Genomic DNA, 25577 nt, shown 5'->3' with positions numbered 1-25577 from the left:
AACCATGGATTATAATATTCAAATGCAGCATGAGAAAAAGAAGTATCATGCGATAGAACGTTTGAAGTTATTGTTTGACAGGGATACATTTTTTGAAATCGGCGGCAATAGGAAAGATGAAAAAGGCAGATACGAGTATGATGGTGTAATAACAGGAAGAGGGTTAGTCAATGGAAAATGTGTTTTTTCCTTTTCTCAGGATTTTACGATACATGGTGGCTCCATTGGACTTTGTCATGGTGAAAAAATAGCGCATATTATTAATATGGCTATTGAAAATAAATGTCCGGTCGTTGGAATCTATGATTCCGGGGGTGCGAGAATTAACGAAGGAATAAAATCTTTGGCGGGCTGCGGGGAGATGATGTATGCCAATACGCGAGCTTCCGGATACATACCGCAGCTTTCCATGGTGCTGGGGCCATGTGCAGGAGCTGCTTCTTATTCTCCGGCAATCAGTGATTTTATTTTCTGCGTGAATTCAATTAGTAATATGTATATTACCGGACCTAAAGTAATCGAAAAGATTACGGGTGAAATATGTATGGCGGAAGAATTAGGCGGTGCAAATGTCCATTCCAGAGTTTCAGGAGTTGCGCATGTAGTTTGCAGCAGTGAAAAGATGTGTTTTCAGAAAGTGCGCAGTTTGATCGACATGCTTCCTTCCTGGTATGGAGGAAGTGTTAAGAAAGCAGATATCTCTTTACTGGGACAACCTGTGGATTGGAAACCAGTGTTGCCAAAAGAGCCTCAGATACCTTATGACATAAAAAAACTGCTTTTGCAATGTGTTGATTCAAGCAGTTTTTTTGAAATTCATACGGATTATGCAGGCTCGTTGGTAGTGGGATTTGCCCAAATATGCGGAGAAACAGTTGGGATCATAGCAAATCAGCCAATGAATAATGGGGGTGCTTTGGATTGCGATTCAAGTGATAAAGGAGCCAGATTCATACGCTTTTGCGATTCATTTAATATTCCGGTCATCACATTTGTGGATACACCGGGATATTTACCGGGATTAGAACAAGAACATAACGGAATTATCAGACATGGAGCTAAATTGCTGTTTGCATATGCAGAAGCAACAAGCATTAAGATTACGATCGTTGTAAGGAAAGCATATGGCGGCGCGTATATAGCGATGGGAAGCAAACATTTGGGGGCGGATTATGTGTATGCGCTGCCAGGTGCGGAAATCGCAGTAATGGGAGCAGAAGGAGCGACGGAAATATTATATGCAAAAGAGCTAAAAGAGTGTAAGGATGACGGGGAGAAATATCAATATATTTTTCAAAATAAAATGGAAGAATATAAGCTGAAATATATGAATGCAACGCAAGGGCTGAATTGCGGTTACGTTGACGATGTGATAAGGCCGGAGGAAATCCGTCATAGGATATCGTATGATCTATGTTCTTTGCAAAGAGAAAAAGAAACGAATCGTATTTTGAAAAAGCACAGTAATATTCCTTTATGATTTTGGAGGTGTCTGAATGGAGCTGAAAATAACAGAAACTGTCTTGCGCGATGCCAATCAATCGCTGATTGCAACCAGAATGACAAGGAATCAATTTGAAGATATTTTACCGGAAATGGATCAGGCGGGATATTATTCGGTGGAATGTTGGGGAGGTGCAGTTTTCGATTCCTGTATTCGGTATCTTCGTGAAGATCCATGGGAAAGATTGAAATACATAAGAAAGAAAATGCCTAATACAAAATTGCAGATGCTGCTCAGGGGACAGAGCTTATTGGGATATAGGCATTATTCTGACGATGTAGTACGAAAGTTTGTATATAATTCAATAGAAAAAGGGATAGATATCATACGTATATTTGATGCTATGAATGATATCAGAAATATAGAAGTTGCAGTCAATGAAACTATTAAGAACGGGGCTCATGCTTCGTGTACGATCTGTTATACAGTCAGTCCGGTCCATAGCATTGATAACTATATTTTATTGGCAAGGCAAATGGAAAATATGGGGGCAGATTCGGTATGTATTAAAGATATGTCAGGAATATTATTGCCATCCGTTGCATTTGAGCTGATAAAAGAGTTGAAAAGTTGTATCAGGGTACCCATTGTTTTGCATTCCCATTGCAGTACAGGATATGCATATATGACATATTTGAAGGCGATTGAGGCAGGTGTTGATATAGTAGATACGGCTGTCTCAAGTTTTTCCGGGGGAACCTCTCAGCCCGCGACGGAGGTGATTTGCCGTACAGCTACGGAATCAGGGAGAAAAGTAAGCATAGATATAGATAGGGTGCAGCTCATAAACGAACATTTTGAAAGAGTAATGGAATCGGAAATAAAAGCAGGAACACTATTGCCTCAGACCCTTATGACACACCCCCGGACGATTAAAAATCAAATTCCGGGCGGAATGTACTCGAATCTCCTTTCGCAGTTAAGGATACAGAATGCAGAAGAGAGAATATCCGAAGTGGAGGATGAGGTTATCAGAATAAGGAAGGATCTGGGTTATCCGCCCTTAGTGACACCGATTAGCCAGATGATAGGAACTCAGGCAACAATAAATGTACTGTTAGGAGAACGATATAAACAAGTTATTGATGAAGTGAAATCATATTTCAGGGGTGAATATGGTATACCTCCCGGAAAAGTGAATCAAGATCTAATGTATAAGTTAGCGAATACTACCGGTTTTTCTTCTAAAAGGTTATCTGTTACAATTCCTCCGGCTTATGAGGCCGTTAAGGAAAGATGTAAGATGTCAGAAATCAGCAGGAGTGATATCCTGACATCGATAATGTTTCCAGCTCTGGCAAGTGATTTCTTTAAGGATAGGGATAATAAGTATTTCTATAGTATTTGTGAAATGCAAAAAGATGATGACCTGATTGGGGATGATATTTTAGACAAGACAGACGGGAAGATAATGGCAATTATCCTATCAATTATTGCATATAAAACACGGTCATCCGTGGAGGCACTGACTATAAATGCGCTGAACGAGGTTGGAAGATAAATCTTGGCTTCTTTTTTTATTGTAAATTAAGAGGGTAAAGGAGTGGAAAACATGAAATATAGAATAGTTTTGGGAGATAAAGAATATTGTGTTGATGTTTCTGACAATGGCGTGTGCTGTGAAGCAGAGGTTGAAAAAGAAAATATAGAAATGAGCGATATGGTAAAAGAAGTATCAATGGAGGATATATTGCCGGATTTTCATTTTATCGATGATAATAATACGGAAACGATTTACAGCCCGATGCAGGGAAAAATTCTGAATATCATTGTTAAGAATGGACAGATAGTGAAAAAAGGAGAAAAAATAGCAAGCCTCGAATCCATGAAAATGGAGATAAGTATAAGTTCCAATGTTGATGGATTCATACGGGACATTAATATTCATGAGGGAGATTTCGTGAAAAACAATCAAGAGTTATTTGTAGTAAAAAGAGAAACTTAAATGATTATTTTTATTTCGCCAAACAACGATAGAACAATTTTCCTAAGTACTTACATTGCAAAAGCATAAAATATAATGCTAAGCGGTAAGCATAATTTATGAATGAGTGGTAATCACAGTATGAAGATATATTCGGTGAACAGTCGGATACGCCTGTCAGACACGTTATATGAGGAACTGTTAAAGTTGGTAGACTTGGATTATCAGGAACGAATTCTGCGGTATCGATTTTGGGAAGACAGGCAGCGTTCGCTTTTCGGCTGCCTCTTGTCCAGGTATGCAATTATAAAAAACTTTGGTTTGAGGAATGATGAGATTAAAATTACTGAGAACGAATATGGGAAACCTTTTGTATCTGAATGCGGTAAAATATATTTTAATGTGTCTCATTCCGGAGATTGGGTTGTTTGTGTCATTAATAATTCTGTTGTGGGTATAGATGTACAAGAAATTGAAAGTATAGAACTATCTATTGCGGAACGTTTTTTTACCAAAGAGGAAAATGATTATTTGCTGTCTTTAAAGGTAAATGATAGACTTCAAGGCTTCTATGACATTTGGTCTTTGAAGGAAGCATACATTAAGGCGCTGGGAATAGGGTTTTCTATGCCCCTCAATAAATTTTCTGTTGTTAAGTCAGAAGATGGTTTTAAGGTAAAAGAAACAAGCGATACCGAATTTTATTTTAAGCAGTATCCTATAGATAAAGAATATAAGTTATCTGTCTGTTCAAAAAAAAATAATTTTTGCCATACTATTGAAAGTTTAACGATTAATGATATCCGAGTAGTCTTTCAATAGATTATTTATACAATCGCTCAGTACTGGCATTATTCAAAAACGCTGCTGTTGACCGCTAACCTATTAAAATATCAAAAAGGTGGCGGTTTTTCTATACATTTTTTTATTTGGCGGTTACTTTTAATTCGCATTTTATTATTCTAAAAGCAGGTCTAAGCCTTTTCGTTCACAAAGGTTATGAAGCAACAAAAATAAATTGATTAATATATCGCGGAATTATTTGTGCTGATAAATAAGGTACAGTGCAATCAGAACTTACTAAATCATATAAAAGAAAAGCTGGGACAAAACGGTGTCATTGAGATCGGTAGGAACAAACTGGAGCCTGGATTTATTAGATGTATTTTCATCTACTCCAGAGGTAAATGAAGTTTACGGAAGTCCTAATGAAAATATATTTGGAAACGGAAGACCTTCCTTTATTCTGGGAAAGATATCAAGAGAAGGAATGAAGGAATATGTAAAGAAACTTCATGATATAGGAAAAATTTTTAACGGAAGATCAAGGCCCTCGGGTTTTAGGTCAATGACTTGAAAGCAGTTTGATTAATAATACCTGATGATTTCATTGTATACAATCAGTATACGGGATACTGGAAAAGAAAGAATTTTGGAAAACAGGGATTAATGTTAGGTCTATTCTTTATGTGCTTCTTTATTCGCAGAGATATATTGTTAGGAGCTGTGTATATAAAAAATAATTTCATGAAAGAGTGCCCCCTTGTTTTTCGGCTGATAAGTAGAGGGATAAATTTTCACGCTACCGGAAACAAAAAATCAGACAAGGTTCTGATGAAGGGTGACCAGTATCATCTGAACCTTGCAGCTTCATATCGAGTGTAAGAAACAAAAATCAAATACACTTAGTTGCGACCAGACCAGCTGTCAGTTTGTCAAACATATGTCACACATTGTGCCAAATAATCCATCAGTAACTGTCGTGGTATCTTCCATTTTAACGGGAGTATGGGAAATCAATAGGAAAGATATATAGTTGATTTGTAAGACTGTATTGTATTTTTGAGATAAAATATGTAATATTAAATACAAAGAAAGACTGGGTTGCATGTCGTTAAAGGGGAAGAAAGGAGACAAAGATGGTTGGGATAAAGGATATAGCCAGAGAAGCCGGAACCTCCGTATCGACGATTTCCAATGTGTTGAATGGGAAGAAGAATGTCAGTGAGGCAACCAGAGAAAGAGTGTTGAATATATGCAGAGAATTGTCATATTACCCCAGTGTGACCGGACGTGCTCTAAAAGTTGGAAATAATAACACGATTATGTTCAATTTCAGTGATTTTGACAGAAGTTTTTATTTGAAAATCATGAAGGGAATCAGCGATTATGTAAATGATAATGATTTTGATTTGATTATATGTACCAACAAATCTGGTGAAAAGTATATGAGAAATAACTTGAGCCGGGGATGCATTATACTGGATAAGATGATGAAAGATAATGTGCTGCTGAGTGTGGCAAACCCAAACTATCCTATTGTAGTGCTGGACAGGATGCTGGATCACCGCTGCATCAAAAGTGTGGTGGTAAATAATTATGATCCGATGAAGGAAATGGTGCATGGTTTGGTTCAAAGAGGATACCGTAAGTTTGGCTTTTTAGGAGGTCCGGAATATACAACGGATAATAAGGAGCGTTATGAGGCATTCAAGGATGCTTTGGAAGAAGACAAAATACCGTTTCGCCAAAAATTCTATTTTAAGGGTGACTATAAAGAAAAGAGCGGCTATAGTGCTGCCAAGATTATGGTCTCCACTCAGATGATGCCTGAAATATTAGTATGCGCCAACGATAATATGGCGATAGGTGCCATAAAAGCATTTAACTCTTATGGACTCAATGTGCCTGCAGACATTGCCATAACCGGTTTTGATGATTGTGATCTTGCCGGTGCAATGGGGCTGACTACGATATCCATACCTAATTATGAAAGAGGATTTATGGCAGCCAGATATTTAATTGAAAATATTCGGGGAGAAATGAATACGGAACCTTTTATGATACCGGCAAAAATTAAATGGAGAAGCAGCGTTTTAGAATTCAAAAGTAAAAAGATATAGTAAAATTAGTAAAATATTTTACTTGAGTTATAGCACAAATAACAATTCAGACTTGTTGTTTGTGCTTTTTTTTATATATAGATATGCAGTATGCATAAAAAAAATACAGAAAATCAAGGTTTGTTGACAGATATGACATACAGAAGATAACATATAGGTGTAACAATTTATAACAAGCAAAGGAGAGGTATTTATGAGAAAGAAAAAAATTATCAGTATTTTACTGGCGATAACCCTAACTGCAGGCTTAATGGTTTCCGGTTGCGGAAAAGCATCAGATACGGCTGCCAGTAACAAAACAACGGAGAAGGCAGCGACAGAATCCGCCGCGGATAGCAGCGGAACTGCGGCAACGGAAACAGAATCTGCCGCAGACACAGTTGAGGCAGCGAAAAAAATTGTTGTGTTTCAGTCTAAAGTAGAGATAATGGATCAACTGGAAGCACTGTGTGAGGAATATGGAAAGGAGACTGGTGTTGAGGTAGAAGTTTGGGGTACGACAGGGGACGATTATGTGCAGCAGTTAAAGATTAAATTAAGCAATAATCAAGGACCTACCGTATTTTCTCTGGCACCCGGGAGCGAGTCCGATGACCTCATCTCATATTTAGCGGATTTGGGTGATTTGTCTTTTGTAAAGGATATTGCGGCTAATATGGCCGATGAGAAAGATGGCAAAGTAGTAGGTATTCCATATACTGTTGAAGGATTTGGAGTTGTTTATAATAAAGACCTGATTAATCCGGCAGAGATAACAACTACCGATGCTTTCATCCAGATGCTGAAGGATCAGAAGGCAGCAGGAATCAATGGATTTAGTTTATCTCAGGAAAGTTATTTTTTGATTGGTCATATTTTGAATACACCATTTGCATTACAGTCGGATCCGGGTGCATTCGTACAGCAAGTTGTTAACGGAGAAGTGAAATTACAGGATTCAGAAGATTTCCAGGAATTTGCAAGGCTTATGGAAGCAGTCAGAGATAATACAAACAATCCGTTGGAAATCACTTATGATAGAGAAACTGGTGATTTTGCAACCGGTAAAAGTGCATCCATCCATCAAGGCAACTGGTGTTATGGTATGTTCGCAGATTATGACGTAAACTTTGACATGGGAATCATGCCACTGCCTATTAGCGGAAATGATAAGCTGGCAGTTAGCGTACCTGCTTGCTGGTATGTGAACTCACAAGCTTCGGAAGCGGAACAGCTTGCAGGTAAACAATTCCTTGAATGGGTATATACAAGTGAAATAGGGCAGAAATATCTGATAGATGAATTCGGTTTTATTCCGGTTCTGACTACAATGGAAAGTGTCAGTGCAGATCCGCTTTCCCAGTCCGTTGCGGAATATACGGCGGAAGGAAAGACCATTGGATGGCCTATGAATACATATTGGCCGGCAGGAATTGTAGATGTTAACTTAGTTCCGGTAGCAGAGAAGTTTTTCACTACGGATATGACAGGAGAAGAATTCCTGGCTGAGTTAAACGAAGCATTTGTAACTGCAGGTAAATAATTAATTTCGCATTGCAGGAATACGGCACAAGGGTTAGGATTGCCGGATTCCTGCAATGAAATAAAAGAGTAAATAAATTACGAAATGGAGGTGGGACGATGAAGAAGAGAACCGATAAGGCTTGGTATGCACTGTTTGTGTTACCTTTGGTATTTATATTTACAACGGTTGTAATCATTCCATTTATCATTGGTATAGGGTACTCTTTTTTCTCCTGGGACGGCATAGGGCTTAATCCAAAGGTTTTTGTCGGTCTGGACAATTATAAACAGTTATTTACAGATATAAGATTTATGGATTCAGCAAAGCATACGATAATTTTTACTGTCGTTGCGATTATATTTATAAATGTACTGGGATTAACATTTGCACTAATTGTCACGAGCGAACTAAAAACAAGAAATATAGCAAGAACAATGCTTTTTATGCCCTATCTGATTGGAGGTTTAATACTAGGATATATCTGGAAGTTTATTTTTACGGATGCATTTTCAAAAATTGGAGAAATAACCGGTTGGAATAAAATCTTCTTTAACTGGCTTTTAAATCCCAATTTTGCTTTAGCGGCCCTTATTATTGTAGCTACTTGGCAAATGGCAGGATATATTATGATTATTTATATAACGGGAATTCAAGGCATTCCCGGTGATGTGATTGAGGCGGCCCGGGTGGATGGCGCGGGATTTTTCGATACGCTGTTTAGAATTAAGTTTCCGCTTATCATGCCTTCCTTTACCATTTGCCTGTTTATGACACTGTCCAACTGCTTTAAAATCTTCGATGTAAACCTGTCTCTGACAGGAGGTGGTCCCAGCCAGGCTACGGAGATGTTTGCAATGAATATCTATAATGAGATTTTTTCCTTGAATCATTATGGATATGGTCAGGCAAAGGCAATTTTATTCTTCATTGTTGTTGGAATAGTCACATTAATTCAGGTGTCCATAACGAAGAAGAGGGAGGTGACTATGCAATGAGCGGCTCATACAAATTAGGAAAACTGGGGAAAATGGCAGGAGAGCTTCTTTTCTTGGTAATATGTGTATTTTATCTGTATCCCGTTTTTATTGTATTGATCAATTCCTTTAAGAACCGTGCGGAATTATATGAAAATGTTTTAGCGCTTCCCAATGAGCTGAATTTTAAGTATTATGCGGAAGCCATGACAAAAATGAACTTTACCGGAGCATTTATCAATTCGTTCCTCGTAACTGCAATTTCCATTACTGTTATTGTGGTACTGTCTTCTATGACGGCATGGATGCTTGTAAGGAGTGATGGTAGGTTCAGCAGAATAATTTTTATGGTATTTGTATCTACCATGCTGATTCCTTTCCAGACCCTTATGATGCCGCTTATGCAGACTATGGGATGGATTAGAGATAATCTGCATATTCCCATGCTGAATACCTTAGGGGGGCTGATTTATATGAACGTAGGGTTTGGCGCAAGTATGGCAGTATTTTTATATCACGGATTTGTAAAATCAATCCCGATTTCTCTGGAAGAGGCAGCGACCATTGATGGCTGCAGTAAATTTGGAGTGTTCTGGAAGATTGTATTTCCTATGTTAAAACCCACTACGGTTACCGTTATGATTCTGGATGTAATTTGGATTTGGAATGATTATTTGCTTCCGTCCCTAGTTGTTTCCAGCAAAGCCCTTCGAACGATTCCGCTATCTACGTTTTCTTTCTTCGGGCAATTTACCAGACAATGGAATATGGCTATGGCAGGACTGATGCTGACTATTATCCCCGTCATTATTTTTTATCTGTGTGCGCAGAAGTACATCATTAAGGGCGTTGCAGCCGGTGCGGTGAAATAATCGGTTAGGAGAGAGAAAGAAATGGAAAAAATGATATACGAAATTCGCGGCTTAAGCAACCAAAATGATGATTTGCTGTTAAATGAGACAATATTTCATACATCAAATGGATATGTCGGGGTAAGAGCAAATTACGAAGAAGGATACCCGCAGGGGTATGATACCATCAGGGGAACTTATATAAATGGATTTTATGATATTGCCGAAATGAAGCAGGCGGAAAAGTTATATGGTTTTATAGAAGAAAAGCAAACCATATTAAACGTTGCGGATTCCCAGGGTGTAAAGCTGCTGGTGGATGGAGAAGAATTCAGTATGTTTACCGGAACGGTTTTAGAGAGCAGACGATGGCTCAATATGCTGGAGGGATATGCGGGAAGAAAGGTTATTTGGCGGTCTCCGAAAGGAAAGGAAATAGAAATCCTCATAAAAAGAATGACCTCCTTTTTCCAGAAGTCTCTATTTACCATAGAATATATGGTAAAAGCTCTGAATTTTACCGGGAAGATTGAATTTATTTCTTTCCATAACGGAGAAGTAATGAATTACAGTAACCCGGAGGATCCCAGGGTAGCAAGCGAAAGTGTAAAAAATCTTTATCCTTTTGATGTGCGGATAGCGCAGGAGGCTTCTTATATAAAAGCGAGAACGGCAAGGTCGGGGCTGTCTGTATGTACCGGCGTTAAGAATATTCTCACAGGAGAAGGTCCTTTATTTAGAGAAGCTGTATCCGAAATAGACGTGAACGGTTTCCTCGTAATCCATAGTCTGAAAGCAGATATAGAGAAGGAAAGAACGGTAACCTTAACTAAGTATACGGTATTCAGTGACTCCATCCGCTGTGAAGATGTAGAGCTGCATGCCAGGAAAGAAATGGCTAAGGCTGTTTCCGTCAATCTCGCAGCCTGGTATGAGCGCCAGAAGGATTATCTGGAGGAATACTGGGATAATTGTGATTTGGAAATTTACGGGGATGATGATCTCTGTCTGGCAGTCCGGTTTAATCTGTATCAGTTGATTCAATCGGTGGGAAAAGACCGCTACAGTAACATAACAGCCAAAGGATTAAGCGGAGAAGGTTATGAGGGGCATTATTTCTGGGATACGGAAATGTACATTCAGCCATTTTTTATTCTTACCAATCCGGATATTGCAAAAAATCTGATTGAGTACCGGTATGGGACTATGGAGGGTGCTCGTGAAAATGCAAGGATATTGGGTCATAACAGGGGTGTTTTATACCCATGGAGAACCATTATGGGGAAAGAATGCTCCGGTTATTTTCCATCCGGTTCCGCCCAGTATCATATTAACGGTGACATTGCCCACTCGATAGTTGCTTATTATCTGGCAACAAAGGATTTGGAATTTATTGCACAAAAAGGTGCGGAGATTATTTTTGAAACAGCAAGATTATGGCTGGATGTAGGAAATTATCATAAAGGTAATTTTTACATCAATGATGTTACGGGGCCGGATGAATATACATGTGTGGTAAATAACAATTATTATACGAATGTATCTGCGCAGTATAATATGAGATGGGCATCCAGATTTTATTATCTGTTAAAGGAAAATGGAGCTGTGGATAAGGTCGCGAATAAATTGCAGATGACAGAAGCTGAGATAAAAGAGATGGAAACGGCGGCAGAGTGCATGTACCTGCCTTATGACGAAGAATATGGAATAAATCCTCAGGACGATTCCTTCTTATCAAAGGCCAGGTGGAACATAGGAAATACTCCTAAGGAGAAATTTCCGTTGCTGCTGCATTATCACCCGCTCTATTTATACCGCCATCAGGTTTGCAAGCAGGCGGATACGGTAATGGCGCACTTTATTTTTGAAGATGCACAATCCATTGAAACAATCCAAAAATCCTTTGAATATTATGAAAAAATTACGACTCATGACTCTTCCTTATCTACTTGTATTTACAGCATTGTAGCCTCTAAATTAGGGATGAAAGAGAAGGCTTATAATTATCTTGGAAATTCCGCCAAGCTGGATCTCTTTAATATACATAAAAATACAAGAGATGGAATACATACTGCCAATATGGGCGGGAACTACATGGCGATCGTTTACGGTTTTGCGGGACTTAGACTGAAAGAGGAAGGTCTGTTTCTGGCACCGTTATTGCCTGAGCAATGGGAGGGATACCGTTTTAAGATAAAATATGAAGGCAGTAAAATCATGGTACAGGTAAAAAGAGGAACGAGCACATTTTCCTTATTAAGCGGAGAAGCGAAACAAATCTGGATATACGGAAAAGAGTATTTATTGCAGGACACTATTATTCTTACTGAAGAAGTAGAAAGATAGATAACAAACAGAAAAAGGACTGGGTGGAGACGGTGAAATATAAAGCAGTTATTTTCGACTTGGACGGTGTGATCTGCCATACAGATGCATATCATTATCAGGCGTGGAAAGCGCTGGCGGATAGAATGGATATTTATTTTGATGAAACGATCAATAACCGGCTCAGAGGAGTAAGCCGTATGAAAAGTCTGGAGATTATTCTGGAAGGAAATATGGGAGCAGCTCTGACGGATTCGGAAAAGCAATACCTGGCAGAGGAAAAAAACAACATATATAAGAAGCTGCTGGAAAATATGGGACCGGGAGATTTGAGCAATCAGGTAAGACAGACATTAAATATTCTCAGGGGAGCCGGAATCAAGCTGGCTATTGGTTCATCCAGCAAAAATGCCGGCTTTATTTTAAAACAAATCGGACTGGGAGGATATTTTGATGCTATTTCCGATGGAAATAATATAACCAGATCTAAACCTGACCCGGAAGTCTTTCTTATGGCCAGTGAATATCTTAATATACCAAAGGAGGATTGCCTGGTAGTGGAGGATGCGGCTGCGGGAGTGGATGCAGCTATAGCCGGTGGAATGGACTGCGCCGGCATCGGAGATGAGATGGAATTAAAGCTTGCAGATTATCACTTAAAGAATTTTAATGATTTGCTTGGGATTGTACTAATGTGAAACCTCGCTTTAAGGAGAATGGCTATGAATAAAATTAAAATAAAAAATAAACTTGTGGCAGCCTTTTCCGTTCCAATTATTATGATGGTTATCTTGGGGGTAGTGTCATATAAAAAATCCTCCGATGCAATTATAGCCAATTATGAAAGAAGCACTGCAAACACATTAAATGCAGTCAGCGATTACCTTGGACTTGGTATGAAATCTGTGTCGGATAAAGCGGTTGAATTCATGCTTTCCGGTAATGTACAGTATTATTATAAGAGAAGCAATAAAGAAGACTCATTGGAAAATACAATAACTTTACGGGCATTAAAAAAGGATATAAAGATTTTAAAAGAAACCAATTTGTTCATTGAGGAAGTATATGTTTTCAGCGATGTAGGAGAAGCCATTTCCACAGGCCTCACACTTCCAAAGAATACCTATAAAGCATTTGCGGAATCGGACATGGGAATAAAGATAAATGCGGAACCGGGCATCTATATGTGGGTTGGAGAACATAAACAGCTGGACGAAGAAACGGGAACGGACTCTGATAGCTATGCTTCAGCAGTAGTCAGTAAGATGACTTATGGGAAGGGATATCTCATATTGGATATTTCGCGAGAAATAATTATGAATGCCATTAGCGGAATAGATATGGGGAGTGGCAGTATTGTAGGCTTTGTAAGCGGGGATGGAAGAGAAATCCTGGCCGGGACTGATGAAACAGAAGTATTTTGTCAGCTGCCTTATTACCAAAATTCTCTCGAGTCAGAAGATGTGAACGGATCTTTCTATGAAACATTCGATGGAAACGAGTATCTATATTTATATAGCAAAATTGGTGGAACGGGTGCGATGGTTTGCGCTCTTGTACCAAAAACAAGCATCATAAAACAGGCAGACGAGATAAAACAGCTCAATATAATTTTTGTGACTATCGCCTGTATTCTTGCTGCTGTGATAGGAACTATCATAGCAGCAGGAATCGGAAAGACAATTAAGGATCTGGTAAGAAATATTTCACTGACTGCCCAGGGAAACCTGACGGCGGAGTTTAGGACGAAACGGAAGGATGAATTTTTGATTTTGTACGGAGGCCTGGAGGATATGGTTTCCGGCATGCGGAATCTGATCAGAAAAGTAGAGGCAGTTGTGGCGAAGGTAAGCGAATCGGCAGAAGAGCTATCGGATACCTCCAATAATCTTTTAGGAACGGCAGCAGAGATATCTTTTTCCATTGATGAAATTGAACAGGGGGTAACAAGACAAGCCACGGATGCTCAGGCCTGTTTGCATCAGATGACCAACCTGTCCGAAAAAATTGAACAGGTTTATTCAAATACCAGCCAGATTGAACGGATTGCAAATCAAACGAAAGACTTTATTCGGGACGGTATCATCATTATTGACGAGCTGGACAGAAAATCAAGGGATACTTCCGGGATAACGCAGACTGTTATAGATGAGATTGAAGCCCTGGAAAAGCAATCCCATTGTATCGTTGATTTTGTGGGAATTATTAATGATATTGCGGAACAGACCAGTCTGCTTTCCCTGAATGCATCTATCGAGGCAGCCAGAGCAGGAGAAGCGGGAAGAGGATTCTCGGTAGTAGCGGATCAGATAAGAAAGTTGGCTGAGCAGTCGGTAAGTGCGGCGGCAAAGGTTCAGGAAATTATCAGTGAAATTGAAACAAGAACCCGAAGTACGGCTACCTCTGCCGGACAAGCGGAGCATATTGTAAAATCCCAGGAGGAGACATTGCAGAAGGCAGTAGGATTATTCGAAAGTATTAGCCAATATGTTGGCAAGCTGGCTAATAATCTTGAGGATATTTTCTGTGAGGTAAAAGGAATAGAGGAGGCGAAGGAGGATACGCTGGATGCAATTCAAAGCATTTCGGCAATATCCCAGCAAACTGCGGCAGCTGCCGGGGAAGTAAACCAGACTTCCTGCAGACAGATGGAATGTGCCAAAGTCTTGAATTATTCGGCATTGGAACTGTCGGCTGATGCAAAAGTTCTGGAGGAAGCAATTCAATTGTTTAGCCTATAAGACTATGTCTGACGAATATTTATGTCAGGAAAAATCAGAAACCACCATACTATTTGAAAGACATCATATAGATTATGCATGCTGTAACCCGGCATTTAACGGGCGGTGTGCAAATCGGTATGGTGTCTTTTGCGCTTTCAATTGTTGTATGACGATGCAAATGGCAATTATAATAAAAATAGACGGCAGGAAGTAAGTTATGATAAAATAAGATACTGTACAAATAGAAAAAGACGGATACGAGGAAAAGTTTTATATCGATACGAAAAGGGGACGAAACGACGCCGGAAGATGTAAAAGCAGTAATTATCAATAATTTTCAGAGTCAGCAACATAAAAAATACAACAAATAAATAGGTAAAAATGTTATTCTCCGATATACTAAAAATAATAAATTTACGTACTACATAATGGTGATGTTAACAAAGTTAAAAAAATCAGTTACATAGGAGGCGTATAAATGGATTTAAAAGAAATCATGCAGGAAAATATATTTGCGGTCGTTGGAGACACGATAAATGAAGAAAAATATGCATATAAAATAAAGAATAATTTGATTGAGCATGGATATGAAGTACATGCAGTAGGGAAAGAGCTGGCATCAATAAATGAAATACCGGAGGACATCGATATTATTGATTTGTGTATCAATCCGGTAAAGGGATTACAACTAATAAAAGAATGCAATAAACAGTATAAATGTATCGTAATACAGCCCGGAGCCGAAAGTGCAGAACTATTAGAATATTTAAATCAAAATAATCTCCCCTATATTCAAGGATGCTTATTGGTCGGACTGAAATTATATGCAAAGTCATAGCAATTGAAAAGAGGCTGCCCGCTTTGTGAGTATTTTCTTTGTTTATTTGTGACTTGCTCACAGAAAAATAAATTCATTTACCTATAATTAGAATTAAAATGATAACAGTTATATTAATGGATATGCATACATAATGAATAGGCATATATAATGAATATGAATATATGATTATTAATGCATACCTATAATGGTGGTAAGGTTATTTCAGTAAATTTTCTTTGCAGAAGATTACTAAAATTTTATGAGCTTACATACGAATGAGAAGAAGGAATGTATTTATTACAACAAAGAGAAGGAGGTAAATGGCATGAAGAAATATGTGTGTACCATATGCGGGTACATATATGATGAGGCCAAGGGTATTCCGGAAGCTGGAATTGCGTTGGGGACAAAATGGAATGACCTGCCGGAGGATTGGACTTGCCCTTTATGCGGGGCAGCGAAATCTGATTTTAAAGAGCAGGCAGAAGGGAAGGAAGCAGCAAAGGGGGTTATACCTGCTTCTTTTGAAGAGGAGGAGGCCCGTGAGCTGAATTTTGCAGAGCTGAGCGCATTGTGCTCTAATCTGGCGAAGGGCTGCGAAAAGCAATATCTGTCGAGAGAGGCAGAATTATTCTGGCAATTATCCGATTATTATAAGCAAAAAGGCGGCATGATTACGGGACAATCTTTTGAAGTACTGTTAAGTAAGATCCAGGATGATTTGGAAAAAGATTATGTAACTGCCAATATCATAGCTGATGAAAAACCGGACAGAGGAGCCAAGAGAGCGCTTGTATGGAGTGAGAAGGTAACCAGAATGCTGAATTCCCTAATCACAAGATATGAACAGGAAAAAGATTCTATGCTGGAAAATACAAATATCTATGTATGTGAAATATGTGGATTTGTGTATGTAGGAGATACCCCGCCGGAGATTTGTCCGGTATGTAAAGTGCCTAATAAGAAAATAACGAAAGTAGAAAGGGGGTAGCGTTATATGCATGCAGTAAGAAATATCGATCGTTGCACAAAGGATTGTCTTTGCCTTTATGTATGTCCTACAGGGGCTACTGATACCGAGACCGGTCAGATAGACGCTTCAAAGTGTATTGGATGCAGTGCATGTGCGAATGCCTGCCCGTCCCATGCTATTGTTATGATACCGGAGGAATACCCGGCACAACAGGATAAAACAGATAGAGTTATAAATGCTATGACTAAATTAGCTGAGAGTAAAACCAATCAGGAAAAAGCGGCTTTAGGGATTGCAGCTGTTACAGATAGCCCTGTTGAAAAGCAATTTGCGACGGCCATAGCAAAATCAAATCGCATTATGGCAGAAGATATATTAAGAGAATCCGGATATTTATTACCACAAGGTGCCCCGGCCGGAGAACTTTTACATAGTTTTTTAGAGGAGAGCCAACCGGAGGATTTTCCCAAGGTAGTGGTAGAAGAATTGATTTTATTATTAAACCGTAAAAAAGAGAAAAAGGAGAATAAAACTATGGAAAAATGGCGTTGTACAGTATGTGGATATATTAATGAAGGACCTATGACAGAAGATTTCAGATGTCCTGTATGTAAACAACCGGCCTCAAAATTTGAAAAAATAGAGGATGCGAATACAGATAATATCTACGCAGGCACAAAGACAGAGAAAAATTTACAAGAGGCTTTTGCAGGAGAGAGTCAGGCAAGAAACAAGTATACCTATTTTGCAAATATTGCCGGTCAGGAGGGTTATGATCAGTTATCGGAACTTTTCTTAAAGACCGCCAGAAATGAGCAGGAACATGCAAGAGTATGGTTTCAGGAATTAGGCCATCTCGGTAAAACTACAGATAATCTTCTTGCAGCAGCAGAGGGCGAGAATTATGAGTGGACCGATATGTATGATCGCTTTGCTAAAGATGCCGACGCGGAAGGCTTCCCTGAACTGGCTGAAAAATTCCGTAGGGTGGGTGCAATTGAGAAGTCTCACGAAGAACGATATCGTGCCCTTCTTAAGAATGTAGAGATGCAAAAGGTATTTGAAAAAGGGGAAGAATGCATGTGGGAATGCCGTGTATGCGGACATCTCGTAATGGGCAGGAAAGCTCCGGAAGTATGCCCGGTATGCGGTATGAGCCAGAGTTTCTTTGAAGTGAGAAAAGAAAATTATTAAGCTTGCCCTGGTAGCACTTGTTGTGTGAAACAATGCAGATAAAGAATCGTCAGATAAGGGGGATGAGATGCTTGATAAACGTGAGCCGATAATTGTAGAGTTTCCCTTGAGGGGAGAATGGCTTTCTCCAAATACTCCAGGGACGAAAATTCCCAGTCATGGCACAAATAAATTAGGAACGAGATATGCTTATGACTTTATACAAGTGGATTGGAAAAGAAAGGGCTGGCCCGCCTATCGTGGCAGCTTGCTGCAATATCTTCTTTTGGGGATTCCCATAAATGAATATTACTGTTGGGGTCGGGAAGTATACGCGCCTTGCGATGGGGTTGTTGTCCAGGCAAAAGATGGTTATGAGGAAAGAGAACGAACGAATTTCATTTCAGATCTGTCTAATGCGAATAAGAATGCTCATCATTTCAATCCCCAAAAGGACGACGTCCGATCAGTTGCCGGAAACTATATTATTATGGAATGTGGCGAGAATGTATATGCAGCCGTAGTCCATCTTCAAACGGGGTCTGTTCGAGTTACAGTTGGTCAGAATGTAAAAAAAGGTGAAGTTATCGGCAAAGTTGGTCATTCCGGTAATTCTTTTGCCCCACATTTGCATTTTCAGCTTATGGACAGCAGCGATATAGCGACGGCAAAGGGATTGCCTTGTGCATTTAAACAATATGAAGTATTCCAAAATGGTGAGTGGCAGGCAATAAGCAATAGTATTCCCACAGCAAAAGATAGAATAAGGTTTCATAATCAGGCAATCGAAACAATAGTATAACAATTAAAGACTTCAATTATCACAGAGCCAGACGATAAGATGTATGGACAATAAACATTAAAGACTCAGAGCCGCTAACGTGTGAATTTATTCACAGTTATCGGCTCTTACTATTTGCTTCCAATCCATTTTAAGCAACTTTGTCAACACATGAGGTTGGCTTGAGGTTCGGGCTTAATTAAGAATTGAATCTCGAACTTCGTACATAGTGTTTGGAATCTTAAGGAGCTGGTTATAAGAATAATGAATAACCAGCAATAATTTTTATGAATTAGCATTATTAATACACGGGGCATATAATACATATATAATTACTATGAAATAAAGCGAATAAAACACATACGAGAAAAACAAATCAGAATCTCAAGGAGAGTAGAAATGGCAAGAGAATTCGAAGGAAAAACAGTTTTTATTACCGGAGCTGCGAAGGGGCAAGGAAGGGCAGTTGCCTTAGGCTTTGCGAAAGAGGGGGCAAATATCATTGCTTTTGATTTGGGGGAAAGGATATCTTATCCTGCATATAACAAGTCATCAAATGAGGACTTGGAAAAGTTAAAAGGAGAGGTAGAAAAGTTAGGCGCAGAAATTATAATTTTTGGTGGTGATGTACGAAAGGAAGAAGATGTTAAGGAGGCTGTTTCAAGAGGAATAAAGGAATTTGGAAGAATTGACATTCTTTTCAGCAATGCGGGAATTGCTGCTTACGGCTATTCGTATGAGCTTACGCTGGAGCAGTGGGATGCTATGATCGATATTAATCTTAAGGGAGGATGGCTTGTTTCCAAACATGTTATCCCCCATATGATCGAACAAGGCAGCGGTGTAATTATTTATAATTCATCAATCGCCGGTTTAAGGGGAATGAACAGAATGAGCCATTATGCGGCATCTAAGCATGGGCTTATCGGTCTGGCAAGATCACAGGCGATTGAACTGGCAGCACATGGAATCCGTGTTGTCACGCTCCATCCAACAGGGGTCAATACGCCTATGAATGACGGGCTTGCTCAGATGGAAGGTTCTACTCCGTTAGAAATTGCAGAGCGTTCCGCAGGAAATCTTCTTCCGGTGCCATGGGTGGAAACAGAAGATGTGGTGGAGTCCGTGAAGTTTCTTGCAAGCGATAAAGCGAGGTATATAACCGGAAGTCAGTTTGTGTTGGATGCCGGACTGCTTACAAGATAATATCGATAGAACAAACAGAGAACTTTTATGAAACTATGAAACGAGGAGAAAAGATTATGAAAAAGAAGATTGTTTTAGGAGCATTATTAATTGCTATGGCAGGAGTATTCGGAGGATGCGGGAAAGCGGAGAGCGAAACAGCCGCAAAAAGTGCGGAAGAAGTATCCGGAACGGAAGCTGTAAATGAGTCAGAAGCGAAAGATATTGAGACGCAAGCGAAAGAAAGTGGAGAGGCGGAAGCCGTCTCGCAGGCAGCAGTGGATGAAGTGATTACAGTTTCAGTAGGAACGATGGGTACATACAGTCCTTTTAGCTATGTAGATGAAAACGACTATCTGACAGGATATGATATTGAAGTTCTTCGTAAGGTGGAAGAGGTAGATCCCAGCCTTCATTTTGAATTTACTACAGGGCCATGGGAGTCATTATTTGTAGGACTGGATTCTGATAAATTCCAGATGCTTGCGAATCAGATATCAGGCACAGACGAACGCAGACAAAAATATTATCTGACAGAGAATCCTTATCATACTGCTGTGAATCAGCTGATTGTAAAAAAGGGAAGAACCGATATTAACGGATTTGAGGATTTGGTCGGAAAGAAAATCGGCCTTACGGTTGGAGATGCACATAATATTGAAGCGGAAAAATGGAATGAAGAAAATGGGAATTCTTTAACACTTGTATATTATGAAGAGGACATTACAACTCTCCTTCAGGAAATCGTAAATGGAAAAATCGATGCAACATTAAATGATCCCGCTGTTGCAATCAGCAAAGCAGAGATTCAGGGCCTTGATGTAGAACCTGTCGGCGAACGGCTTTCAGAAACCCCGGTTTACTTTATTTTTAAACAGGATGAGCTCGGAAAGACTCTTCAGGAGAAAATAGACACAGCACTGGGACAACTAATTGAAAGCGGAGAATTATCAAAGTTCTCAACTGAATGGTTTGGGGCTGATTATACACCACAGGGTAAATAGTAATGGGAAAAATATTTGATGTGGAGTTCATGATAGAGATTATCCCGGATATTCTCAGGGGAATTCCTTATACGCTGACACTTGCGGTCGTTTCATTTATTATCGGGCTTTTTATTGGATTAATTGGAGCGTTAATTAAGATTTACAGGGTTCCTGTGCTGCGATTTTTTACAGGATTGTATGTGTCCTTCTTTAGAGGGACACCCCTGATTGTACAAATCTTACTGTTCTACTATGGTGTCCCTATTTTATTAAGGATTGTTAATCAGAAATTCGGAACTTCCTTTGATGTTTCAAGGGTACCGGCCATGGTTTTTATGCTGGTGGCTTTTTCGGTCAGTGCCGGTGCCTATTTAACAGAATCCATTCGTGCGGCAATTATTTCCGTGGATAAGGGGCAGTTAGAATCTGCATACTCGGTTGGGATGAATACCACTCAAGCTATGGTCCGGATCGTACTGCCGCAGGCGGTAAAGGTTGCACTTCCAGTGTTTGCCAACTTTTTTATCGGCCTTTTAAAGGATACCTCTTTGGCTTTTGCCGCCTCTGTAACTGAGATTATGGGGCAGGCTAAGATTGAGGCAGGAAGAGCATCTCGTTTCTTTGAGGCATATATTGATGCGGCACTTATTTATTGGGCGATATGTATTATATTTGAATTTTTGGTAGCAAAACTGGAAAAAAATGTTCGAAGAAACGAGAGAGGTATTGCCAAATGATAGATATTAGAGGAGTACAAAAGTCATTTAAGAATACCGTAGTTCTGAAAGGAGTCAATCTGACAGTAGAGGAAGGAGAGACCGTCGCTCTTATTGGCTCAAGCGGTTCCGGGAAATCAACCCTGCTCAGATGTATTAATTTATTGGAAATACCGGATCAAGGCAGTATTGCGATCGGTGATTATAAGTTTAAAGCACATGATATTTCGAGGCATACAAAAAAAGAAGTAAGAAAAAGAACAAGTATGGTTTTTCAAAGTTTCGGACTTTTTGAAAATAAGACTGCGCTTGAAAATGTGACAGAAGCTTTAATAGTTGTACAAAAAAAGAAAAAGAACGAGGCCATCGAAATTGGGCGGTTTTATCTTGATAAAGTAGGTATGCTCAATCGGGCCGATTACTATCCGACAGCATTATCGGGCGGGCAGAAGCAGCGAGTGGCGATTGCCAGGGCATTGGCATTGAACCCCCAGATCATCTTATTTGACGAGCCTACCTCTGCTTTGGACCCGGAACTCGTTCAGGAGGTTTTGCAAGTAATTAAACAGGCATCTGATGAAAGAATGACTATGCTGATCGTTACACATGAAATGGATTTTGCAAGGGAGGTCTCCGATAAGGTGGCATTTATGGATGATGGTATCGTGTTAGAGGTGGCCCCTCCGGAAAAGTTGTTTTTTCATCCGGAACATGAGAGGACAAAGCAATTTATTGACAGATATATGCAGAGATTCAGTTATACCATATAGAGCTTAGGAGGTTAGGTTATGGCATATATATCACAGATAGAATATGAAAAAGCATCTGATGAAGTGAAGCATCAAATTGATAGGCAAATCAGTGAGAATGGGCGTATTACAAATATGAAACTGACTTTGCTCCATTCGCTTCCATCTTATCATGCATTGATGGAATGGTATCCGCTTGAGAAAACCATTGAGCAGTTTCTCGGAGAACGTGCGGTGAATTTCTTCTGCTATGCGATATCAACAGAGAATGATTGCCTCATATGCAGTGTTTTTTTCCGCAAGATACTAAAGGATCTGAATATTGATTTCAATACTTTTCAGTTTACGGAAGAGGAAGATATTCTTATCCGGTATGGAAGAGCTATCGTAAACGATGCGAATCACGTTCCGGAAGAAGTTTTTGATGAATTAAAAAAGCATTGGAACGAGGAGCAGATCGTAGCGATCACGGCATTCGCAACGATTATGATCGCAACGAATCTGATTAATAAGATTCTTCAGGTAGATTTGGACGATTACCTTAAGGCATATACAAAGGATTAAGCGGGGCAGTATGGACAAGGATTGGAAGGAAATATTCCGCTGGTTCCATGAACATCCGGAACTGGGATATCAGGAATATGATACAACACGGAAAATTAGAGAAATTCTTGAAAAGGATGGTATTGAAATATTAGAGACCGACCTTTCTACAGGAATAATTGCAGTAGTACGTGGGAGTACGGAGGGAAAGAGCGTCGCTTTCAGAGCGGATATCGATGCTCTGCCGATAGAAGAACAAACAGGGCTTTCATATGCGTCTGCCCACAGCGGCATCATGCATGCCTGCGGTCATGATTTTCATATAACGACAGCGCTTGCAGCGGCAGAGCGTCTGCATGAAAAAAGAAAAGAGATATCCGGAAACGTATTTTTTATTTTTCAGCCTGCGGAAGAGGTGGCAGATGGTGCCAAAACAGTAATTCAAACAGGAATGCTGAAGGAAGTGGAAGAATATTATGCTTTTCACGTAGATCCTTCACTTCCGGCAGGAACGATTGGGCTGAAAAAAGGAACCATTATGGCAGCCGTTGATCAGTTTAAGGTTACCGTAGAGGGAAAGGACACACATGCGGCAATGCCCTATTTGGGAAATAATCCTATACCCGTGATGGCACAGATGATGATTGCCTTACAGACATCAGTGCCGCAAAAGATTCCGGCTATCCATCCGAGTGTACTTAGCTTTACTCAGATATGTGCAGGGAACACATGGAATGTGATTCCGGGGAACGGCTTTTTTCAAGGTACGATGCGCAGCATTCTCTTTCAGGAAAGAAAAGAGATGAAAGAGCGTTTTTTTACAATTGTTCAGGGCTTTGTAAAAATGAACGATATGCAGGCTCGTGTTGAGTGGCATGAAGGTCCGGCCCCTGTCATTAATGACGAGGATTTGTGCGATACAATAGAGCGCATTGCAAAAAAGAAACATTTCAATATAAAGCAAGTTGAAACTAATATGATCAGTGATGATTTTTCATGCTATTTGGAAGCAAATGAAAAGGCAGCAGGGATATACCTTAAAATAGGAACCGGAGAAGGATATCCGCTCCACAATTCCAGATTTACGGTGGATATTTCTGCGATAGAAATTGCGGCGGAACTATTGACCGATGTCTTACTGGAAACAGCCGGATAGATTTCAAATATAAAATTAAAAGCAGGAGTGAAAAAAGCACGATGTTAGAATTGTATCCGGATTTTTATAATGATGTTTTTGGGCCGATCATGCAGCCCGGCTCAAGTTCTCACACAGCCGGTCCGTGCAGAATCGGTTATGTTGCGTCCTGTCTGCTAGATGCGCCGCTGAAGCAGATACAGGTGTATCTCGATCCGGACGGATCTTTTGCCGGAACTTTCGGATGGATGAATGAGGATCTGGGAATGCTCGCAGGTGCTTATGGTTTTTTGCCTGAGGAGGAAAAGATATTTGATATTAAGCAGATTTTAAGCGAAGAGGGCATTCTTTATCGTTTTGATTTCGAGAAGATAGCGGAAAGTTCTCATCCAAATGCAGTTAAACTTGTTCTGACAGACAGGAATGATGAGCAGGCAGCGCTTGTCGGCAATTCCATCGGAGGCGGAATGATAGAAGTTGTATGGGCTATGGGCACCCCGATATCCTTTAAAGGGGATAAAGAATTAGTGATTCAAGGGAGCCGCAGGCAATACGTTCTAAAGCCAATCTTGCCGGTTATTACAACGGAAAGAAAGAAACCCCAGCTTTTCAGGGATTTTAATGAATGGGTCCGGATAGCGGAAGAAAATCATCAAAGTTTGTGGGAAACGGCACTTGCTTATGAAGAGAATTCCTCCGGATGGGGCAGAGAAGAAATAGTAGAGTATATGAGAAAAATCCAGAGGCTGCTCAAAAGGCAGACGGATTACATAGATGAGGCGCAGGAACGGCTTTTGGAAACACCTTTTTCCGGTTATCATTTTCGTAAGTGGGAAAATTATTGTAAACAATCACCTCCGGCTGTTGGAGATGTTATTACGAACGCGTTGGCATACGCATATCGTGCTCAGGCATTCAGGCGAGGAGTTCAAATCGTGCCGGGGCCTATGGGAACCGGAGGGGGATATTTGTATTCTGCCGTGAGAGCAGTTATGGAGGCAAGACATCTGTCAGGAGAGGATGCCTTGCATGGATTGTTTGTTGCGGCGGGTGTAGGCGCAATCTGTTATACAAGGTCGGAACCCACCGGAGAAACAACAGGGTGTGCCGGAGAATGCGGCGTCTGTTCAGCCATGGCGGCGGCAGCAATAACAGAAATGTCCGGCGGAACACCAAGTCAGGTGGAAAGCGCAGCGTCATTGGCATTACAGGCAGCCATTGGCTGGCCCTGTGATCCGATACCGGGCGGAAACAATCAGCCATGCTTTAGCAGATTTACCACGGCGGTAACGATGGCAATTACATTTTCCGACCTTGCATTGTCGGGACGTGAAGGTGTAATACCTTTTCATGAGGTTGTGGATGTGATGGATAGAGTCGGGAGAGAAATGCCGGCAAGTCTAAAATGCACTGCAGAGGGCGGGCTATGTTCTTCACTTACGGCCGTGGAATGTAAAAGGAGATTTTCTTTATCGATCGATTTACAGTCATAATGATTCATCATAGGCTTCTAAGGCCGTCGGCAATGATTGAATAACAACATTTCCCACAGCGGGCAATCCTGCTAAAATGCTGCTGATAATTTCTTCTCTTGTAGCACCAAAAGATTTTGCCATCTTCACGTGAAAAGGCAATCCGCTGTCAAGACGTGTTGCCGCCAAAACGGCAAGGTAAGCAAGTTCTTTTGTTTTTTTATCCAACGCACTTTCCTTTTCCAGCGTATAAACTGTTTCCATCCATGCGTTATGCACCGCCGGTGCTTCCTGTTCAAATAATTGATATGCTTTGCTGACTTTCATAATTGTTGC

24 protein-coding genes and 1 pseudogene are annotated in these 25577 nt (G+C 40.1%); 24 read left to right on the top strand and 1 reads right to left on the bottom strand.

Annotated features, from left to right (window positions below; genetic code table 11):
• Window positions 1-4: 4 nt before the first annotated feature.
• From CC90_RS0110770 to CC90_RS23095, 24 genes and pseudogenes are all read left to right on the top strand, one after another.
• On the top strand, window positions 5-1480 hold the full coding sequence (locus CC90_RS0110770; RefSeq protein WP_031390780.1) for an acyl-CoA carboxylase subunit beta: 1476 nt from the start codon (window positions 5-7) through the stop codon (window positions 1478-1480).
• Between the two features lie 16 nt (window positions 1481-1496).
• Window positions 1497-3005 carry a pyruvate carboxylase subunit B gene (locus CC90_RS0110765; RefSeq protein ID WP_081905944.1) on the top strand — a complete coding sequence of 503 codons (1509 nt, stop codon included), beginning with the start codon at window positions 1497-1499 and terminating at the stop codon, window positions 3003-3005.
• 51 nt (window positions 3006-3056) lie between these two features.
• Window positions 3057-3449, top strand: a complete 393-nt coding sequence (locus CC90_RS23100) for an acetyl-CoA carboxylase biotin carboxyl carrier protein subunit (RefSeq protein WP_051869394.1) — start codon at window positions 3057-3059, stop codon at window positions 3447-3449.
• A 102-nt stretch (window positions 3450-3551) separates the two neighbouring features.
• Window positions 3552-4250, top strand: a complete 699-nt coding sequence (locus CC90_RS0110755; protein WP_408606088.1) for a 4'-phosphopantetheinyl transferase family protein — start codon at window positions 3552-3554, stop codon at window positions 4248-4250.
• A gap of 298 nt (window positions 4251-4548) precedes the next feature.
• The gene (locus CC90_RS0110750; protein ID WP_031390776.1) at window positions 4549-4785 is read left to right on the top strand and encodes a hypothetical protein; all 237 of its coding nucleotides are present in this window, start codon (window positions 4549-4551) and stop codon (window positions 4783-4785) included.
• Window positions 4786-5347: 562 nt separating this feature from the next.
• Window positions 5348-6331, top strand: a complete 984-nt coding sequence (locus CC90_RS0110740; protein ID WP_031390774.1) for a LacI family DNA-binding transcriptional regulator — start codon at window positions 5348-5350, stop codon at window positions 6329-6331.
• A gap of 193 nt (window positions 6332-6524) precedes the next feature.
• Window positions 6525-7853: a sugar ABC transporter substrate-binding protein gene (locus CC90_RS0110735; protein WP_031390773.1), complete on the top strand. Its 1329-nt coding sequence runs from the start codon at window positions 6525-6527 to the stop codon at window positions 7851-7853.
• A gap of 98 nt (window positions 7854-7951) precedes the next feature.
• Window positions 7952-8830 (top strand): carbohydrate ABC transporter permease, encoded by an 879-nt coding sequence (locus CC90_RS0110730; RefSeq protein ID WP_031390772.1) that lies wholly within the window; start codon window positions 7952-7954, stop codon window positions 8828-8830.
• Complete coding sequence (locus CC90_RS0110725) at window positions 8827-9681, top strand: carbohydrate ABC transporter permease (protein WP_051869393.1); 855 nt, start codon at window positions 8827-8829, stop codon at window positions 9679-9681. The genes CC90_RS0110730 and CC90_RS0110725 overlap by 4 nt, the downstream gene beginning before the upstream one ends.
• Before the next feature lie 21 nt (window positions 9682-9702).
• The gene (locus CC90_RS0110720) at window positions 9703-12006 is read left to right on the top strand and encodes a glycoside hydrolase family 65 protein (protein WP_051869392.1); all 2304 of its coding nucleotides are present in this window, start codon (window positions 9703-9705) and stop codon (window positions 12004-12006) included.
• 32 nt (window positions 12007-12038) lie between these two features.
• On the top strand, window positions 12039-12683 hold the full coding sequence (pgmB, locus tag CC90_RS0110715) for a beta-phosphoglucomutase (protein WP_031390769.1): 645 nt from the start codon (window positions 12039-12041) through the stop codon (window positions 12681-12683).
• A 24-nt stretch (window positions 12684-12707) separates the two neighbouring features.
• Complete coding sequence (locus tag CC90_RS0110710) at window positions 12708-14726, top strand: methyl-accepting chemotaxis protein (RefSeq protein ID WP_031390768.1); 2019 nt, start codon at window positions 12708-12710, stop codon at window positions 14724-14726.
• A 460-nt stretch (window positions 14727-15186) separates the two neighbouring features.
• A complete protein-coding gene (locus tag CC90_RS0110705) occupies window positions 15187-15546 on the top strand; it encodes a CoA-binding protein (RefSeq protein ID WP_031390767.1) in 360 nt (119 codons plus the stop codon).
• Between the two features lie 307 nt (window positions 15547-15853).
• Window positions 15854-16519 carry a rubredoxin gene (locus tag CC90_RS25300; protein ID WP_031390766.1) on the top strand — a complete coding sequence of 222 codons (666 nt, stop codon included), beginning with the start codon at window positions 15854-15856 and terminating at the stop codon, window positions 16517-16519.
• Window positions 16520-16525: 6 nt separating this feature from the next.
• Window positions 16526-17125 (top strand): annotated as a pseudogene (locus tag CC90_RS25160) (4Fe-4S binding protein); the annotation flags it as partial.
• A gap of 15 nt (window positions 17126-17140) precedes the next feature.
• A complete protein-coding gene (rbr, locus tag CC90_RS25155) occupies window positions 17141-17695 on the top strand; it encodes a rubrerythrin (protein ID WP_334291780.1) in 555 nt (184 codons plus the stop codon).
• A 67-nt stretch (window positions 17696-17762) separates the two neighbouring features.
• Entirely contained in the window at window positions 17763-18476 is a 714-nt protein-coding gene (locus tag CC90_RS0110690) for a M23 family metallopeptidase (protein WP_031390764.1), read from the top strand.
• Between the two features lie 378 nt (window positions 18477-18854).
• Entirely contained in the window at window positions 18855-19661 is an 807-nt protein-coding gene (locus tag CC90_RS0110685) for a mycofactocin-coupled SDR family oxidoreductase (RefSeq protein ID WP_031390763.1), read from the top strand.
• 56 nt (window positions 19662-19717) lie between these two features.
• The gene (locus CC90_RS0110680; RefSeq protein WP_051869391.1) at window positions 19718-20644 is read left to right on the top strand and encodes a transporter substrate-binding domain-containing protein; all 927 of its coding nucleotides are present in this window, start codon (window positions 19718-19720) and stop codon (window positions 20642-20644) included.
• A 2-nt stretch (window positions 20645-20646) separates the two neighbouring features.
• Complete coding sequence (locus CC90_RS0110675) at window positions 20647-21363, top strand: amino acid ABC transporter permease (protein WP_031390761.1); 717 nt, start codon at window positions 20647-20649, stop codon at window positions 21361-21363.
• Window positions 21360-22112, top strand: a complete 753-nt coding sequence (locus tag CC90_RS0110670) for an amino acid ABC transporter ATP-binding protein (protein ID WP_031390760.1) — start codon at window positions 21360-21362, stop codon at window positions 22110-22112. Before CC90_RS0110675 ends, CC90_RS0110670 begins: the two co-directional genes overlap by 4 nt.
• An 18-nt stretch (window positions 22113-22130) precedes the next feature.
• Window positions 22131-22655 (top strand): carboxymuconolactone decarboxylase family protein, encoded by a 525-nt coding sequence (locus CC90_RS0110665; protein WP_031390759.1) that lies wholly within the window; start codon window positions 22131-22133, stop codon window positions 22653-22655.
• A 10-nt stretch (window positions 22656-22665) separates the two neighbouring features.
• Complete coding sequence (locus tag CC90_RS0110660; RefSeq protein WP_031390758.1) at window positions 22666-23790, top strand: amidohydrolase; 1125 nt, start codon at window positions 22666-22668, stop codon at window positions 23788-23790.
• A 41-nt stretch (window positions 23791-23831) separates the two neighbouring features.
• Window positions 23832-25262 (top strand): L-serine ammonia-lyase, iron-sulfur-dependent, subunit alpha, encoded by a 1431-nt coding sequence (locus tag CC90_RS23095; protein WP_051869390.1) that lies wholly within the window; start codon window positions 23832-23834, stop codon window positions 25260-25262.
• Here CC90_RS23095 and CC90_RS0110650 read toward each other — a convergent pair.
• Window positions 25257-25568, bottom strand: a complete 312-nt coding sequence (locus tag CC90_RS0110650; RefSeq protein WP_031390756.1) for a carboxymuconolactone decarboxylase family protein — start codon at window positions 25566-25568, stop codon at window positions 25257-25259. The genes CC90_RS23095 and CC90_RS0110650 overlap by 6 nt on opposite strands.
• Window positions 25569-25577: the final 9 nt, after the last annotated feature.

Origin of the sequence: Kineothrix alysoides (assembly GCF_000732725.1) — a bacterium.
Classification (GTDB): domain Bacteria; phylum Bacillota; class Clostridia; order Lachnospirales; family Lachnospiraceae; genus Kineothrix; species Kineothrix alysoides.
The sequence above is the reverse complement of the archived record's forward strand: the minus strand, read 5'-3'. Positions and strand labels throughout refer to the sequence as shown.

Bases quoted from the DNA above. Each gene is read 5' to 3' on its own strand.
- CC90_RS0110770 (WP_031390780.1), top strand. From the start codon at position 5: ATGGATTATAATATTCAAATGCAGCATGAGAAAAAGAAGTATCATGCG.
- CC90_RS0110765 (WP_081905944.1), top strand. From the start codon at position 1,497: ATGGAGCTGAAAATAACAGAAACTGTCTTGCGCGATGCCAATCAATCG.
- CC90_RS23100 (WP_051869394.1), top strand. From the start codon at position 3,057: ATGAAATATAGAATAGTTTTGGGAGATAAAGAATATTGTGTTGATGTT.
- CC90_RS0110755 (WP_408606088.1), top strand. From the start codon at position 3,552: ATGAGTGGTAATCACAGTATGAAGATATATTCGGTGAACAGTCGGATA.
- CC90_RS0110740 (WP_031390774.1), top strand. From the start codon at position 5,348: ATGGTTGGGATAAAGGATATAGCCAGAGAAGCCGGAACCTCCGTATCG.
- CC90_RS0110735 (WP_031390773.1), top strand. From the start codon at position 6,525: ATGAGAAAGAAAAAAATTATCAGTATTTTACTGGCGATAACCCTAACT.
- CC90_RS0110730 (WP_031390772.1), top strand. From the start codon at position 7,952: ATGAAGAAGAGAACCGATAAGGCTTGGTATGCACTGTTTGTGTTACCT.
- CC90_RS0110725 (WP_051869393.1), top strand. From the start codon at position 8,827: ATGAGCGGCTCATACAAATTAGGAAAACTGGGGAAAATGGCAGGAGAG.
- CC90_RS0110720 (WP_051869392.1), top strand. From the start codon at position 9,703: ATGGAAAAAATGATATACGAAATTCGCGGCTTAAGCAACCAAAATGAT.
- CC90_RS0110710 (WP_031390768.1), top strand. From the start codon at position 12,708: ATGAATAAAATTAAAATAAAAAATAAACTTGTGGCAGCCTTTTCCGTT.
- CC90_RS0110705 (WP_031390767.1), top strand. From the start codon at position 15,187: ATGGATTTAAAAGAAATCATGCAGGAAAATATATTTGCGGTCGTTGGA.
- CC90_RS25300 (WP_031390766.1), top strand. From the start codon at position 15,854: ATGAAGAAATATGTGTGTACCATATGCGGGTACATATATGATGAGGCC.
- CC90_RS0110690 (WP_031390764.1), top strand. From the start codon at position 17,763: ATGCTTGATAAACGTGAGCCGATAATTGTAGAGTTTCCCTTGAGGGGA.
- CC90_RS0110685 (WP_031390763.1), top strand. From the start codon at position 18,855: ATGGCAAGAGAATTCGAAGGAAAAACAGTTTTTATTACCGGAGCTGCG.
- CC90_RS0110680 (WP_051869391.1), top strand. From the start codon at position 19,718: ATGAAAAAGAAGATTGTTTTAGGAGCATTATTAATTGCTATGGCAGGA.
- CC90_RS0110675 (WP_031390761.1), top strand. From the start codon at position 20,647: ATGGGAAAAATATTTGATGTGGAGTTCATGATAGAGATTATCCCGGAT.
- CC90_RS0110670 (WP_031390760.1), top strand. From the start codon at position 21,360: ATGATAGATATTAGAGGAGTACAAAAGTCATTTAAGAATACCGTAGTT.
- CC90_RS0110665 (WP_031390759.1), top strand. From the start codon at position 22,131: ATGGCATATATATCACAGATAGAATATGAAAAAGCATCTGATGAAGTG.
- CC90_RS0110660 (WP_031390758.1), top strand. From the start codon at position 22,666: ATGGACAAGGATTGGAAGGAAATATTCCGCTGGTTCCATGAACATCCG.
- CC90_RS23095 (WP_051869390.1), top strand. From the start codon at position 23,832: ATGTTAGAATTGTATCCGGATTTTTATAATGATGTTTTTGGGCCGATC.
- CC90_RS0110650 (WP_031390756.1), bottom strand. From the start codon at position 25,568: ATGAAAGTCAGCAAAGCATATCAATTATTTGAACAGGAAGCACCGGCG.